This is a genomic window from Actinosynnema sp. NPDC059797, assembly GCF_042732085.1.
Classification (GTDB): domain Bacteria; phylum Actinomycetota; class Actinomycetes; order Mycobacteriales; family Pseudonocardiaceae; genus Actinosynnema.
The window spans coordinates 1-14,493 of sequence record NZ_JBHWIE010000187.1 but is presented as its reverse complement, the minus strand read 5'-3'; the positions used below and the strand labels follow the sequence as shown (position 1 = coordinate 14,493).

Below are 14,493 nucleotides of genomic sequence, written 5' to 3'. Positions count from 1 at the left end.
GGCTGCCGCGCCCTCCCCCCGCCCCCCCCCGGCCCTCCGGCGCGAGACCGCCCCCACCAGCGGGGTCACCGCACGCGGATCGGGCTCCGGTTTCGCCGCCCGTTGCGATAGTGAACGCTAACAAGGACTTCGGCGACCAGGGCTCCACACCTGTGGTGAGCAGTACCTGTTACCTGTTATCGCTAACATTCGCTCCGATCGGAGTCTTGCCCTCGTGCTGACAGCGGAGTTACGGTTCGCACCGCTCCTCGGCGCCCGGAACCCGGCCGGACACCGGAGGTCGACCGACCCCTGCGACACCTCTCGCGTCACGCCCCGACGTTCCCCTGGAGCCGGCCATGCTTCGTCGAACGCGCACCTGCGCGGTGCTGTCCTCCCTGGTCGCCGCGTCGATCGCGGTACCGCCGGCGGCCTCCGCCGAAGTGCTGCCGGCCGGCGCGCGGTCGCTGGAGTCGGTGAACTTCCCGGGCCGGTTCGCCCGGCACGCCGACTACCTCGGCCGGCTCGACCCGGTGACGTCCGGCAGCACCGCCCAGGTGAAGTCCGACGCCACGTTCACCGTGGTCAACGGGCTGGCCTCGCCGTCGTGCCACTCGTTCCAGGCCCGCAACGGCCAGTTCCTGCGGCACCGCGACTGGCGCGTGCGGCTGGAGGCCAACACCGGTGACGCGACGTTCCGCGCGGACGCCACGTTCTGCGCCGCCCCCGGGTTGGTGTCCGGCTCGGTGTCGCTGGTCCCGTTCGGCCACCCGGACCGGCGGTTGCGGCACCGCGACCACGAGCTGTGGGTGGACGTCGCGCAGGGCACGGCGACCTTCCGCGCCGACAGCTCGTTCCGGCTCACCGCGCCGTGGACGCCGAAGACCACCAAGGGGCCGGTGATCCCGGGGTTGTTCGCGGACCCGCACATCACGAACTTCAACGGCCGCTACTACCTCTACCCCACCACGGACGGTTACGCGGGCTGGAGCGGTACCTACTACAAGGCGTTCTCCTCCACCGACCTGGTGAACTGGACCGACCACGGCGTGATCCTCGACCACGGACCGGACGTCTCCTGGGCGGACAACTCGGCCTGGGCGCCCGCCGTGGTCGCCAAGAACGGCCGCTACCACCTGTACTTCAGCGGCGGCGCGGCCTCCGGCGACACGGCCAAGCAGCTGGGCGTCGCGGTGTCGGACTCCCCCACCGGCCCGTTCCGCGACGCCCTCGGCAAGCCGCTGATCCGCGCGGGCGCCTACTCCGGGCAGGCCATCGACCCGATGGTGTTCACCGACGACGACGGCCGGTCCTACCTCTACTGGGGCAACGGCACGGCCTACGTCGTCCCGCTCAACGCCGACATGACCTCCTTCGACCCCGCCCAGGTCCGCGACATCACCCCCGCCGGCTACCGCGAGGCATCGTTCGTGTTCAAGCGCAACGGCACCTACTACTTCACGTGGTCGGAGAACGACACCCGCGACGAGGACTACCGGGTCGCCTACGCCACCGGCCCGTCACCGCTGGGCCCGTGGACCAAGCGCGGCGTCGTGCTCCAGAAGCGCCTGGACCTGGGCATCAAGGGACCCGGCCACCACTCCGTGGTCAAGGCCCCCAACAGCGACACCTGGCACGTCGCCTACCACCGCTTCGCCGTGCCCGCCGGCAACGGGACCAACCGCGAGGTCACCGTCGACCGCATGACCTTCGACGCGAACGGCCTCGTCAACCCAATCGTCCCCACCCCGTGATCAAAGGAGATCACCCGTGTCACGAGCACTGAACAGGCTCGGCGCGCTGATCGCCGCCGTGGCCCTGCTGTTCACGTCCTGGTCGGCGACGACCGACCGGCGGGCCGAGGCGCTGGAGCCGTTCACCGGCTACCTGATGGCGCACTTCACCGGCGAGCACGCCACCGGCGAGCAGCTCTACTTCGCGCACAGCCGCGACGGCCTGCGCTGGACCGACCTGCACAACGGCGCGCCCGTGCTGCTGTCCACCGTCGGCACGCGCGGCGTGCGCGACCCCGCGCTGGTCCGCTCCCCCGCCGGCGACCGCTACTGGATCATCGCCACCGACCTGCGCATCGCCAACGGCACCTCGTGGAACGACGCCGCCAACAACGGCAGCAAGTCCCTGGTCGTCTGGGAGTCCACCGACCTGGTGAACTGGTCGGCCCCCCGGCTGCTGAACGTGGCCGGCGGCATCTCCGGCGCGGGCAACGCGTGGGCGCCGGAGGCGATCTACGACCCGTCCTCCGGCGACTACGTCGTCTACTGGGCCACGAACGCGACGGTGAACGGCGTCAAGAAGCACCGGATCTACTACACCCGCACCAGGGACTTCCGCTCGGTGTCGGCGCCGGTGCTCTACATCGACCGGGGCGCGGGCCAGGGCATCATCGACACCCAGATCGTCGAGTCGCCCACCGGCACGGGCGGCTACCGCTACTACCGCGCCTCCGCCGACGGCCACATCACCGTCGAGGGCAGCAACTCGATCCTCGGCTCCTGGACCACCATCGGCAACCTCTCCCACATGGGCATCTCCAACGGCACCGGCGGCGGCAACGTCGTCGAGGGCCCCATGTGGATGCAGTTCAACGGGCGCACCGAATGGGCGCTGTGGCTCGACCAGTACGCCACCGGCCGCGGGTACATGCCCATCACCTCCACCAACCTCGGCAGCACCCGCAACTTCCAGACCGTCACCGGCTACGACCTGGGCGGCACCCGCAAGCGCCACGGCTCCATCCTCAACCTCACCGCCGCCGAGGAGGGCCGCGTCCTGGCCAAGTGGGGCGCCACCGCCCCGGTCCGCCGCATCCAGTCCTACAACTTCCAGGACCGCTACGTCCGGCACAGCAACTACGACGTGCGCATCGACCCGAACGTCAGCCCGGCCCAGGACGCCCAGTTCCGCGTCGTGCCCGGCCTGGCCGGGACCGGCACGGTGTCGTTCCAGTCGGTCAACCACCCGGGGTACTACCTGCGGCACTACGCCTACGACTTCGTCCTGGCGGCCGACGACGGCACCGCGGCGTTCAAGGCCGACGCCACCTTCCGGCAGGTGGCCGGGCTCGCCTCGTCGTCGTGGTCGTCGTTCCAGTCCTACAACTTCCCCGACCGCTACCTCCGCCACTACGACTACCAGCTCCGGCTGGACCCGATCACCGACGCCACCGGGCGCGCCGACGCGACCTTCCGGCTGACGAGCTGACCACCCGCCCGTGGGTCACGCGCGTGGGCGCCACGTCTCGAACCAGGTCCGGGCGGCGTGCAACGGCACCGGGACCGGGGCGATGCCGGGGTGCCACGCGCGCTCCCACTCCGGGGAGACCCAGCCCGACCACGACCGCAGCGACTCCCCGCACTCCTCCAGCGGCACGGCGCCCTCGCCGGGCGGCACGGGGGTGAGGTCGCCGTCGGCCACGTCCTTGACCTGGAAGTAGCCGAGGTGCTCCCCGAGCACCCGCCTGGTCCGGGAGGGTCGCTCCCCCGCCCGCCACGGGTGGACCGCGTCCCACGGCACGGCGACCAACCCGGGCTCGGCGAACGGCTCGACCAGGCGCGACGCTGCCTCACCCGTCGGATGGGAGTCGTGGGTCCCCACCAGCAGCCGGACACCGCTGTCGCGCAGGTCGGGCAGGTCGTCCGCAAGTTCATCAGCGCCGAGAACGGCGCCAACAGCGCCGACGTGGTCGCCATCTTCGCCAAGGCGAGCCGCCCCGAGGTCGCGATCACCCGGGTCCGGCACAAGGGCGGGGTCAAGGGCAGCCAGGCCGACGAATTCGTCGAGATCGTCAACCGGGGCCGTGCGGCGGCGCTCCCCGACCGCCTGTCCGGCGTTCTCCGGGAGCACCGCCGCACGGCGTGCCGGAACGCGCCGCACGAGCCCGGAGGTCCCTCAGGCGAACAGCGGGTCGCCGTGCCCGACGCACAGCACCCGCGGCCGCAGGTCGTGCAGGCGTCGCACCGACTCCAGCAGCAGCGGGCGGTCCAGGTTGAACACGCCCGGGATCGCCCGCCCCTCCCAGGTGGCGATGGTGTCCCCGGTGAACAGCACCCCGTGCGCGGGCAGGTGGACCGCGATGCTGCCCGGGGTGTGACCGGGGATCGACAGCACCCGCGCGCCGCCGCCGAAGTCCAGCTCGTCGCCCTCGCCCACCTCGACGTCCACGGGGCACCGCGGCGCCACCGGCACCCCCGGGGTGACCCGGTCGTACAGCTCCCGCTCCTCCGGCGGGACCACCGGCGGCGGCGCGGGCGCCTCACCCCGGATCACCGGCGCCTCCAGGGCGCCGGCCACCACGGGGGCGCCGGTGAGCGAGCGCAGCTCGGCCGCGGACCCGATGTGGTCGTCGTGGAAGTGCGACAGGACGATGCGCCGCACCGGGCCGAGGGCCGCGATCCGCTCCGCGTAGCCGGTGATGCCGGTGTCGAGGACCGTCAGCCCCGACGCCTCCTCCCAGACGTACGCCTGCCCGACCGGGAAGCGCAGCATCCGCAGGCCCGGCACCACGTCGATGATCTCCATGAGGCCACGCTAGTGATCTCCGGGGTCGGGGGGCGAGCACATTGGGCCGGCCGTCGCCCACGCCTACCGCGCCGGTGATGTCGGCAGACTGGTCACATGACAGGTCTGACCGCCGAGCTCGTAGTTGACGGTCGCGCACCGCGGACCCCGGCCCTCGCCCCGAACGGGCACCTGCTCTGCTACGTCCTCGCTCCCCTCAGCCGGACCGGTGACCACCTCGACACCGAACTCCGGCTCGTCGACACCGACGGCGCCGCCACGCCGCGCCGGGTGACCGCCGACACCGCGACGGAGTCCCAGCCACGCTGGTCCGCGGACTCGGGCACGCTGTTCTTCCTGTCCGACCGAGCCGACCGCGGCACCTCGCAGGTGCACCGGCTCACCCTCGCCGACGGCGCGGTGGCGGCGGTGACCAACCGGCGCACCGGCGTCATCGACCACCTGCCGCTCGCCGACCCCGACCTGGTCGCCCTGCTCGCCCTGGACGAACCCACCGAACAGGAGCTGCGCCGCGCCCGGGACCGCGACGACGCCATCGTCGTCGGCGAGCGCGAACCACGTGCCCGGTTGCGCCTGCTCGACCTGCGCACCGGCCGGGTCACCACCCCGGACATGTTCGGCGACCGGCACGTGGTGGAACTGCGGCAACGACCCGACGGCGGCCCGCTCGCCGTGCTCACCCAGGACTGCGCCGACAAGGACCACGGCCCCCGCACCTGCCGACTGCACCTGTTCGACACCACGACCGGGGCCGCGGTGGACCTCGGGGCGGTGGGGGCGGACGCGCACTCCCTGGCCTGGTGGCCGGGCGAGGACGGCTGGCACCTCGGTCACCTCGCCCTCACCCCACCGGTCCTGCAAGCCGGCACCGCCGTGTTCGACCTGGCCGTGGGCAGTCGCGTCCAGCGCAACCGCACCGCCGACCTGCCGATGTGCCCCACCGAGCTGCACCAGACCGACACCGCTCCCCTGGTGGTGTTCGCCGACGGCCTGGACACGACCCTCGCCCGGCTGGACCCCACCGGCCTCACGACCTTGTCGCAGCACCCCGGACGCCTCGAAGACCTCACCACCACACCCGGCGGCACGACGATCGCGGCCCTGACCGGCACCCGCTACCAGCCCGCGAACGTCCACGTCGGGCCGCCGACCGGACCGCTGCGGAAGGTCACCGACACGCGCCCCGAACTGGACGGCATCGCCCTCGGGACCCAACGACCGCTGGCCTACCGCGCCGCCGACGGCCTCGACCTGGACGGCCTGCTCGTGCTGCCGGTCGGGAGAACCGCGTCGGACGGCCCGTTCTCCCTGGTCACGATCGTGCACGGAGGCCCGTACGACCGCTACGCCGACAGCCTCCAGCTGTTCTGGTTCCCCAGCGCGCAGTGGCTGGCCACCGCCGGACACGCGGTGTTCCTGCCCAACCCGCGCGGCGGCCAGGGCCACGGCCACCGGTTCGCCCTCAGCGTGGCCGGCAGGGTCGGGCAGGAGGAGTGGACCGACATCCTGACCGGCATCGACCTGCTCGTCGCCGAGGGCATCGCCGACCCCGACCGGCTGGGCATCGCCGGCGGGAGCCACGGCGGGTTCATGGCCGCCTGGGCCGTCGGGCAGACCGACCGGTTCCGCGCCGCGCTGGTCCTCGCCGGCATCACCGACTGGGGCATGCTCGCCGCGACCGGGGAGAACGGCCAGTTCGAGGCGGCACTCGGCGGCAGCACCGGGTGGTCCGGCATCGGCCCGCACCCGCACGACGCGGTCAGCCCGATCTCCTTCGCCGGCCGCGTTCGCACCCCGGTCCTCATCCTGCACGGCGCCGAGGACACCAACGTGCCGCTCGGTCAGGCCGTGTACTTCCACCGGGCGCTGCGCCACTTCGGCGTCGAGCACGAGTTCGTGATCTACCCCAGAGAGGGACACTCGATCCGGGAACGCCACCACCAGCTCGACTTGCTGCACCGGACCCGTGCGTGGTTCGACCGCCGGCTTCGGCCCTGACCGAGGGCGCACCACCCGGACGGCTCGACGTGGTGGGTTCACCACGTGGGAACCGGCCCGCCGATCACCCTCCACGCGCTGCGCCCGACTGCTTCAGCCGGTGGTGTTCGCCGTGCCGTACCTGGCTTCCATCATCAGCACGGCCTCGTCCACGACGTGTGCCGTCGACGCGTCGTCCGGGGACCAGTCGATGAGCAGCATCCGGGGCCAGAACGCGTAGTTGGAGATCATCCCGAGGAACTGGGTCGCCGCCAGTTCCGGGTCGTCCACCCTGGCCGTTCCCAGGGCGTTCTCGGCGTCGAGGTAGCGGCGCACCGAGTCGAAGTAGGGCATCTTGCCGCGCTCGAAGTGGGCCTCGCCCAACTCGGGGAAGCGCGGCAGTTCGGCGATGACGATGCGGAACAGGGCCGCCATGCCGGGCCGGGAGAGGAGGGTGGCGTACCGGCGGCCGATCGCCGTCAGACCCGCCCGCAGGTCGCCCGTCGGCGGGCGGAAGTCGTCGTCCTCGACCGCCCAGGCCCGCGTCACGATCGCGTCGAACAGCGCAGCCTTGGTCGGGAACTGCTTGAACAGGGTCGCCTTCGACACCCCGGCCGCCTCGGCGACCCTGGCCAGCGAGGTGCCGGCGTACCCGGCGTCGAGGAACAGCCGGGTGGCGGCCTCGACGATGGCCGCCCGCTTCTGCTCGGCGACGCGCCGGTGGTAGGGCGAGGGCTCCGTCGTCACGGGCACCACCCTACCCGAGGCGAGTCACTTGACTCACCACCTGGCACGTCCGTAGCCTCGGCGAGGTGAGTCACTCGACTCACCATTGTTCCGCGGGAAGGACCACGTCATGGGACGCTTCGACGAGCAGACCGTTCTCGTCACCGGTGGCACCGGCGGGCAGGGCGCCAACCACGTTCGGGCCTACCACGAGGAAGGGGCGAACGTCGTCATCGCCGCGCTCTCCGAGGGGCGCGGTGAGGAACTCGCCGCCGAACTCGGCGAGCGCGCGCTGTTCGTCCGCCTGGACGTCACCGACGAGGACGCCTGGATGGCGGCGGTCACCGAGGCCGAACGCCGGTTCGGCCCGATCGCGGTCCTGGTCAACAACGCCGGCGTCCAGAACCCCGCGATCCCGATCGAGGCCCTCGAACGAGGGGTCTGGGACCGCACGCTCGAGGTCAACCTCACCGGCACGTTCCTCGGCATCAAGACCGCAACCCCGTCACTGCGCCGCAACGGCGGCGGGGCGATCGTCAACATCGCCTCCACCATGGCCCACGCCGGCACCCCGCTCTACGCGCCCTACGTCGCCGCCAAGTGGGCGTTGCGCGGGCTCACCAGGACCGCCGCGCTGGAACTGGGCCGAGACGGCATCCGGGTCAACTCCGTCCACCCCGGCGTCATCTCCACCCCGATGATCGACGAACCGATCGCCGGCCGGCCGCCCATCGCCGACTTCTACTCACCCGAGCCGTACGCCATCCCCCGACTGGGCACCCCGGCCGACATCACCGCACTCGTCCTCCACCTCACCTCGACCGACGCCTCGTTCATCACGGGCTCGGAATTCGTCGCGGACGGCGGACTCCTGCTCGGCCCCGCGCTCCAACCCGACGCGACGGCGGCGTGACCGGAGCAACCGGCGGTGTGGCGACCGCGCGCTGCGCCGGGGACGTCCCAGCGCTGGGCGTCGTGCTCGACGGGGTCGTCCGCGGCGTGCGGGTCCTCGATGGCGGTGTCGGCGACGCGGTCCCTCAGGCGGTGCCCAGCCGCGCCTCGACGCGTTCGGCGACGGCGAGCAGGTGCGGCTCGCGCAGGTGGTGGGCGCGTGCGTTGGGCGAGTCGGGGCCGTGGCGCTCCAGCACGCCGGCCAGGCGATCCCGGACCGACACGCGGCGACCGAGGTCGTCGACCGTCTGATCGGCGTAGGTCAGGGCGTCCGCGACCGGGCCGGCCTCTCGCGGGTAGGCGTCGAGCAACCCGCCCAGGCCCAGGACGTCGGCGACGAAGCCGGCGCCGGAGTGGTGCGCCACCAGAGCCGCGATCCGGCGGGGCCAGCCGGTGCGGTCCAGGCGACGCGCGCCGTCGAGCGGGTGGAACCCGGTGTCGACCACAGGCGGGGCGTAGCCGATGTCGTGCAGCCACGCGGCGGCGACCAACAGGTCCCGGTCGACCTCCGCCACCGTCACGGCCAGCTCGACCGCGCGCTCGGCCACCGCGGCCGTGTGCCGCCACCGGTTCCCCGACGAGCCGAGCAGCTCCGCCGCCAGGTCGCGCGCACGCGCGCGGCCGTACCGCGCACCACCCCTCGTGACCACGGCATCGGGTTCCCCGAGCACCGAACGGGAGGTGAACGTGTCACCAACGGGCGACGGCGGGGTGGCGGACCGGTGGTTGCGCCGGTGCGTTCACAGCCGACGGCGACCTCGGCCCCGCAGTCGAGCCCGGAGCACGGCACCCCGGATCCCGGTGCTCAGGCGCCGCTCCCGTCGGGCTCGCACGCGGCCTTGCCGGGCGGCGTGGCGCCCACGGCCGGACGACGGACCGTGGACGTGCTCCTCGCCCTCGAACACCCGCCACCGGTCGCGTTCGGGCAGTGGCACGTGGATGCGTTCGCGGATGGGCGCATTCGGCGTGCGGGCGCAGGGCAGGCCGAGGTCGTCGACGACCCGGAGCGCTTCGCGGTCGATGCCGGGGCGGGCGGGCAGGGCGGTGCGGCGGAGGTCGCTCATGTTCCGGTGGACTCCAGTGCTCGTGCAGGAGGCGTGGTGCGGTGCGTCGCCTCGGGACCAGTGGGGTGCGGCCCGCACCGATCACGCGGCGCGGGCGTCGAGCGGCACGGCGAAGGGCGGTGGGGAGTGACTCGAACCCACCGTCGACCTCTCCGAGCGCCACTGGTCACTGCTGCACGTCGGCCATGATGTTCAGCCCGTCGACCGCCGGTCAACGGATTTTCGGGGAGCTCCCGGCTCGACCCGGCCGGGCGGACAGCCCTCGGCCGTGCCGCCTGCGCGCCCAGAAGCTGGACAGCGCGGCCGACGCCGTCACCGGGCGAGGCGGCGCCGTCCGGGGTCAGGGGGCGGGTGCGGGTTCGGCCGGGAGTTGCCGGACGGAGCGCACGACGAGCGCCAGCGGTGCGCTCAGCACGGCGATCGCCGCGCCGGCGAGGAGCACGGCGTCCGTGCCGATGAGTTCGGCCGCCGGTCCGGCCAGGGCCATGCCCAGCGGCGCGGCGGCCAAGCCGACGACGGTGGAGAAGCCGGTGGCCCTGGCGACGAGGTCGGCGGGCACGTGGACCTGTCGCGCGGTCTCGGTGAGCACGGCGTAGAGGCCGGCCTGCACCCCGGCGGGGACGGCCGCCGCGGCGAGGATCGGGACCGGCGCGCCGGCGGCGAGCAGGGCCAGCAGCGGGGCCAGGGCGACCGGGATGGTGACGGCCACCAGGAGGGGGCGCCTCGGTCGCCAGCGCAGGGCCAGGGCGCTGCCCAGCAGTGCGCCGACGGCGTAGCCGTTGGCGATGAACCCCCAGGCCAGGGCGCCGCCCAACTGCTGGTCGGCGATGACGGGCGCGAGGACCAGGAACGGGGAGATGCAGGCGCCGTTGATGACGGCGACCTGGATCGTGGTGGCCTGCAACCAGGGGCGCGCGCGGAAGTCGCGCCACCCGTGTCGCGCCGCGTCGAGCAGTGCGGGTCGTGGCGGCACCTGCCTGTCCGGGACTTCCAGCGCGACGAGCGCGGCGGCGCTGATCGCGAACGTGGCCGCGTCCACGGCGAAGGACACGCCCGCTCCGACCGTCTCCACCAGCACCGCGGACACCACCGGGGCGATGAGCGTCGCGGCGTTCTGGGCGGCGTTGACCAGGGCGTTGGCCTGTCGGCGCTGCTCCCGGGGCACCACGTCGGCGACCAGGCCCGCCGCGGCGGGGGCGAAGAAGGCGTTCGCCGCGCCCGCCACCGCTTGCAACGCGGCCAGGTGCCACAGCGTCCCGACGCCGGTGATCAGCAGCGCGGCCGTCAGGCCCTGGGAGACGCAGCGGACGACGTCGGCGGCGAGCATGACCGCCCGACGCGACACCAGGTCGCCCACCACCCCGCCGACGAGCGTGAACACCACCACCGGCAACCGGCCGACGAGCAGAACCAGCCCTACCTCGGTCAGCGACGCACCGAGCCGCAACGAGCCGAACACCAGCGCCGTGCCGATCAGGGCGTCACCGAAGTGGGAGGAGGTCCGGGCGATGAAGTACCAGCGGAACGTCGGGTCGCGCAGCGGCGCGGGCACAAGCCGGGGCATGGGACCGCACGTTGCCGGCACCCACCGACAACCCGCGGAGCCGAGAGGCGGCGGACGTACCCGCTCGGCGTCCCGGCACGCCGCGCTCAAGCACGGAGCGCGCGGCGGCTCATGCGCTCGAACCGGTACCCGGGTCGACTCGGTGCAGGAAGTCGGGGCGCAGGGCCGCCAGGGCGTCGGACACCGTCGGGTGAACGGCCAGCACCCCGGTCGCCCCGGTGACGGTCAGTGGCCGCAGCACGATGCGCTGGGCGGCGACGACCGCCACGTCCACCCCGTTGGCGCGGGCGTGTCGGTGGATCGCGAGCAGCGCGTTGATGCCGGAGGAGGTGAAGAAGGTCAGCCCGGACAGGTCGATGATCAGGGTGGTCCCGTTGTCGACGTGGGCGGTGGCTTCCGCTTGCAGGGTGGAGGCGGGACCGGCGTCGAGGTCACCGGTCGCGGTGACCCTGGCGATGTCACCGACCAGCTCCGACTGCACGGTGAAGGGGTGCGGCATGGCGTGCGCTGCCTGTCTGTCCGAGGTTCGCGGGCTGTGGATCACCCAGGCCGACGATCGGGCAGTCTGTTCGACCCGCCACGCCCCGAGCGCAGGCGTCCGGCACGTCCGGGCGCTGCGGCTCCACTCGAGGTGAACATTAACCGACCCCGGCACTCGCACGTCGCTCCCGGACGGCGGGTTCCACACTCCGGTACGGCGCGGTTCCCGATCAGACGGCGGTGAGCGGGATGGCGTCGAGCAGCCCCAGCACGGCCAGCTTGCGCCGCACCACCGACGACGGCACCACGCGCAGACCGCGGCCCTGCCCGTCGCACCGGCTCGCCAGCAGCACCAGCGCGAGCGCGGCCTCGCTGCACAACGGGTAGGCCCTCGTCAGGTCCACCACCACCGTGTTCGCGCCGACGGCCAGCAGACGGGTGAAACCGCTGCTCAGGGGGGTCATCTTCGAGTAGGTGACCGCACCGGCCACCCGCAGCACCACCGCGTCGCCGTCGGGCTCGTCCAACTCGATCGACCAGCGGCGCACCCCGAGGACGGGACCGCCGTCGAGGGAGTCCACCACGGTGACTCCCTCCCTCGGCCACTGATCGTATCGGCCGTGCCCCGGGAGCCGTTACCCACCGCGAATCACACTTCCGGATGAACCGGCACCGGATCCGCCGTGCCACAGGACCCCGCACCCGCCGCGTGAGCAGCGCCGGGCACGGGGTGCGTGGTGGGCGGTCGGATCAGGGTGCGGACAGGGCGGTGACGTCGAGGCCGCGGGACGCGACCACGTCCGCGCGGCCGTCGGCGAGGCGGTAGCACAGGCCCACCACGGCCGCCCGGCCCGCGTCGACCCGCGCGGCGAGCACGCGGGAGCGGTCCAGCAGCAGGTCCACCGTGCGCCGGACGTGCTCGGCCAGGACCTCGTCGGCCCCCGTGTGCCCCGCGGCCCGCGCCGCCAGCACGCTGGGCGTCACCCGCTCGACCACGTCGCGGATGTACCCGGGCGGCACCGCCCCGTCCTCCAGCGCGGCCGCCGCGGCGCCGACCGCACCGCACGAGTCGTGGCCGAGGACCACGACCAGCGGGCAGTCCAGCACCTCCACCCCGTACTCGATGCTGCCGAGCACCTCCGACCCGACCACGTGACCCGCGGTGCGCACCACGAACAGGTCACCCAGACCCCGGTCGAAGATGATCTCCGCGGCCAACCGGGAGTCGGAGCAGCCGAACAGCACGGCGAAGGGGCGCTGGCCCGGGGTGATCTCGGCGCGCCGGACCGCGTCCTGGTTCGGGTGTTCCGGGGTGCCGGCGACGAAACGCCGGTTGCCGGTGAGCAGCAGCTCGAAGGCGTCGGCGGGGATCGGCGACTGGATCTCTGACATGGCTCCAGCCTAGGTCACGGCACCGGTGCCCGGCATCGGCGGACGAGGCGCGGGCTCACCGGTTGGGCGCTGCCACCGGCCGGCGGTCGTCAGGTCCGCCGGACCACGAGCGTCCCGGCCTGGTCCAGCCCGTGCAGCCCGGACAGGGAGAGGACGCGGTCGGGGGCGGAACCCGCGGTGACCAGGACGGTCAGCGGCCCTCCGGTGCGGACGGCCGCGGCGGCGTCGAGCAGCAGCGCGATGCCGGAGCTGCTGAGGTAGCGCACGCCGGTGAGGTCGACCTCGACGGCGCGGTCACCGGCTTCGCCGACCCGGGCCAGGGTGGACGCGCGCAACTCCCCCACGGTGGCGGTGTCCAGCTCGCCGACCAGCCGCACGCGGACGGTCCCACCGCCCTGGTCGGCCGGCGAGTCCTCGGTCGGCGAGACCGGCGAGGGTCGGGTCGGGGCGTCGGTTGCGGGGGCGAGGTGGAACTCGACGGTGGTGCCGTCCTCGCGGTGGTCGAAGGTGACCCGCTCGGCCAGCGCCCGGATGATCTGCACGCCGCGCCCGCGGTGACCGGGGTCGGCGGGCACCGGTCGCCACCGGCCGCGGTCGCGCACGACGACGTGCACACCGGTGGGGGTGGTGGCCAGTTCGTACTCCAGGTCGCCGGTTCCCGACCCGTAGGCGTGGTCCACGACGTTGGCCGCCGCCTCGCCCAGGGTGAGCTGCAGGTCGTCCAGCGAGTCCTCGGACAGCCCCGCGGCATTCGCCCACGCGGCGACCTCCCGGCGCATGGCGGCCAGCGAGGGCGGCCGCGCGGGCAGGGTGGTGCGCAGGGGCGCGGGCAGTCGGCGGGCGACGACGAGCGCCACGTCGTCGCTCTGGCCGTCGGCGAGCAGGGCGTCGGTGACGGCGTCGGCCAGGGCTTGCGGCGCCGCGTCCCCGACGTCGCCGACGACGGCGAGCAGGCGGGCCAGATCTTCGTCGATCGGGGTGCCGTGGCGTTCCACCAGTCCGTCGGTGTAGAGCATGACCGAGGAGCCCACGGGCAGGTCGGCGGCGTGCTCGACGTAGCGCGGGCGTCCCGGCGTGCCCAGCACCGCTCCCCCGCCGCCGGTGAGGAACCGCGCGGACCCGGCGTCGGCCACCAGGGGAGGCGGGTGCCCGGCCGTCGACCACCGCAGCGCCCCGGTCGCGGTGTCGAGGGTCAGGCAGGCGCAGGTGCTGCCGGTGGCGCCGTTGACCCGCCGGGAGAACAGGTCGAGGCGTTCCAGCGCCGCGGCCGGGGGGTGCCCGTCGAGCAGGTAACCGGCGAGCGCGGTGCGCAGCTGCCCCATCACGGCCGCCGCCGACGGGCCCTTGCCCACGACGTCGCCCACGCACAGCGCCACCGCGGTCGCGTCCAGCTCCAGCACGTCGTACCAGTCGCCGCCGATCTGCGCGTGCGTCGACGCGGGCAGGTAGCGGGCCGCGGTCGCCAACCGGTCCGGGGAGGGCAGCTCGCCGGGCAGCAGGCTGCGCTGGAGCGCTTCGGCGATCTCGTGCTCGCGGCGCAGCAGCAGTTCGCGCTCGGCCTCGGCGCGCTGTCGTTCGGTGACGTCGCGGCCGATGGCCTGCGTCCCGGTCGGGGTGGTCTGGGTGCTCAGCTCCAGGGCGATCACGGTCCCGTCGCCGCGCCGCACCTGCCACACCTCGGTGACCACGCGCCCGGCGGTCGGGTCGGCGCCCTGCCCCGGCACGCCGGCGTGCCGACCGGACACCACGACGTCGGTGACGCCCGTGCCGATCAACTCCTCGCGGGTGCCCGCACCCTGCTGGACCGCTTCCACCGTGCCC

The 14,493-nt window shown here is 73.6% G+C and carries 14 protein-coding genes; 4 read left to right on the top strand and 10 right to left on the bottom strand.

The window, feature by feature from the left end; genetic code table 11:
- Positions 1 to 338 precede the first annotated feature (338 nt).
- Positions 339 to 1,733: a family 43 glycosylhydrolase gene (locus ACFV4N_RS29585; protein WP_499675900.1), complete on the top strand. Its 1,395-nt coding sequence runs from the start codon at positions 339 to 341 to the stop codon at positions 1,731 to 1,733.
- 16 nt (positions 1,734 to 1,749) lie between these two features.
- Positions 1,750 to 3,201 carry a glycoside hydrolase family 43 protein gene (locus tag ACFV4N_RS29580; RefSeq protein WP_499675899.1) on the top strand — a complete coding sequence of 484 codons (1,452 nt, stop codon included), beginning with the start codon at positions 1,750 to 1,752 and terminating at the stop codon, positions 3,199 to 3,201.
- Positions 3,202 to 3,216: 15 nt separating this feature from the next.
- Here the strand turns inward: ACFV4N_RS29580 and ACFV4N_RS29575 are convergent, their stop codons facing one another.
- Both ACFV4N_RS29575 and ACFV4N_RS29570 read right to left on the bottom strand, forming a co-directional pair.
- Positions 3,217 to 3,594, bottom strand: coding sequence for a sugar phosphate isomerase/epimerase family protein (locus ACFV4N_RS29575; protein WP_499675898.1), 378 nt, complete (start codon positions 3,592 to 3,594; stop codon positions 3,217 to 3,219).
- A gap of 294 nt (positions 3,595 to 3,888) precedes the next feature.
- Positions 3,889 to 4,518: an MBL fold metallo-hydrolase gene (locus ACFV4N_RS29570; RefSeq protein WP_499675897.1), complete on the bottom strand. Its 630-nt coding sequence runs from the start codon at positions 4,516 to 4,518 to the stop codon at positions 3,889 to 3,891.
- Positions 4,519 to 4,614: 96 nt separating this feature from the next.
- On the opposite strand from ACFV4N_RS29570, the gene ACFV4N_RS29565 reads away from it, so the two are divergent.
- On the top strand, positions 4,615 to 6,516 hold the full coding sequence (locus tag ACFV4N_RS29565) for a S9 family peptidase (protein ID WP_499675896.1): 1,902 nt from the start codon (positions 4,615 to 4,617) through the stop codon (positions 6,514 to 6,516).
- 93 nt (positions 6,517 to 6,609) lie between these two features.
- Here the strand turns inward: ACFV4N_RS29565 and ACFV4N_RS29560 are convergent, their stop codons facing one another.
- Positions 6,610 to 7,242, bottom strand: coding sequence for a TetR/AcrR family transcriptional regulator (locus ACFV4N_RS29560; RefSeq protein ID WP_499675895.1), 633 nt, complete (start codon positions 7,240 to 7,242; stop codon positions 6,610 to 6,612).
- 109 nt (positions 7,243 to 7,351) lie between these two features.
- Here ACFV4N_RS29560 and ACFV4N_RS29555 point away from each other — a divergent pair, with 109 nt between their 5' ends.
- Positions 7,352 to 8,134 carry an SDR family NAD(P)-dependent oxidoreductase gene (locus ACFV4N_RS29555; RefSeq protein WP_499675894.1) on the top strand — a complete coding sequence of 261 codons (783 nt, stop codon included), beginning with the start codon at positions 7,352 to 7,354 and terminating at the stop codon, positions 8,132 to 8,134.
- 124 nt (positions 8,135 to 8,258) lie between these two features.
- On the opposite strand, the gene ACFV4N_RS29550 is transcribed toward ACFV4N_RS29555, so the two are convergent.
- From ACFV4N_RS29550 to ACFV4N_RS29520, 7 genes are all read right to left on the bottom strand, one after another.
- Complete coding sequence (locus ACFV4N_RS29550; protein ID WP_499675893.1) at positions 8,259 to 8,822, bottom strand: HD domain-containing protein; 564 nt, start codon at positions 8,820 to 8,822, stop codon at positions 8,259 to 8,261.
- Positions 8,823 to 8,912: 90 nt separating this feature from the next.
- A complete protein-coding gene (locus ACFV4N_RS29545; protein ID WP_499675892.1) occupies positions 8,913 to 9,236 on the bottom strand; it encodes a hypothetical protein in 324 nt (107 codons plus the stop codon).
- A 340-nt stretch (positions 9,237 to 9,576) separates the two neighbouring features.
- Positions 9,577 to 10,800, bottom strand: a complete 1,224-nt coding sequence (locus ACFV4N_RS29540; protein ID WP_499675891.1) for an MFS transporter — start codon at positions 10,798 to 10,800, stop codon at positions 9,577 to 9,579.
- Between the two features lie 109 nt (positions 10,801 to 10,909).
- The gene (locus ACFV4N_RS29535; RefSeq protein WP_499675890.1) at positions 10,910 to 11,299 is read right to left on the bottom strand and encodes an STAS domain-containing protein; all 390 of its coding nucleotides are present in this window, start codon (positions 11,297 to 11,299) and stop codon (positions 10,910 to 10,912) included.
- A gap of 211 nt (positions 11,300 to 11,510) precedes the next feature.
- Complete coding sequence (locus tag ACFV4N_RS29530; RefSeq protein ID WP_499675889.1) at positions 11,511 to 11,864, bottom strand: hypothetical protein; 354 nt, start codon at positions 11,862 to 11,864, stop codon at positions 11,511 to 11,513.
- Between the two features lie 166 nt (positions 11,865 to 12,030).
- On the bottom strand, positions 12,031 to 12,672 hold the full coding sequence (locus ACFV4N_RS29525; RefSeq protein ID WP_499675888.1) for a carbonic anhydrase: 642 nt from the start codon (positions 12,670 to 12,672) through the stop codon (positions 12,031 to 12,033).
- Between the two features lie 89 nt (positions 12,673 to 12,761).
- The coding region (locus tag ACFV4N_RS29520) for a SpoIIE family protein phosphatase (protein ID WP_499675887.1) at positions 12,762 to 14,493 on the bottom strand (1,732 nt) is incomplete at its 5' end.

Coding starts and splice junctions, on each gene's coding strand:
- ACFV4N_RS29585 (WP_499675900.1), top strand. CDS start 339: ATGCTTCGTCGAACGCGCACCTGCGCGGTGCTGTCCTCCCTGGTCGCC.
- ACFV4N_RS29570 (WP_499675897.1), bottom strand. CDS start 4,518: ATGGAGATCATCGACGTGGTGCCGGGCCTGCGGATGCTGCGCTTCCCG.
- ACFV4N_RS29565 (WP_499675896.1), top strand. CDS start 4,615: ATGACAGGTCTGACCGCCGAGCTCGTAGTTGACGGTCGCGCACCGCGG.
- ACFV4N_RS29555 (WP_499675894.1), top strand. CDS start 7,352: ATGGGACGCTTCGACGAGCAGACCGTTCTCGTCACCGGTGGCACCGGC.
- ACFV4N_RS29545 (WP_499675892.1), bottom strand. CDS start 9,236: ATGAGCGACCTCCGCCGCACCGCCCTGCCCGCCCGCCCCGGCATCGAC.
- ACFV4N_RS29540 (WP_499675891.1), bottom strand. CDS start 10,800: ATGCCCCGGCTTGTGCCCGCGCCGCTGCGCGACCCGACGTTCCGCTGG.
- ACFV4N_RS29535 (WP_499675890.1), bottom strand. CDS start 11,299: ATGCCGCACCCCTTCACCGTGCAGTCGGAGCTGGTCGGTGACATCGCC.
- ACFV4N_RS29525 (WP_499675888.1), bottom strand. CDS start 12,672: ATGTCAGAGATCCAGTCGCCGATCCCCGCCGACGCCTTCGAGCTGCTG.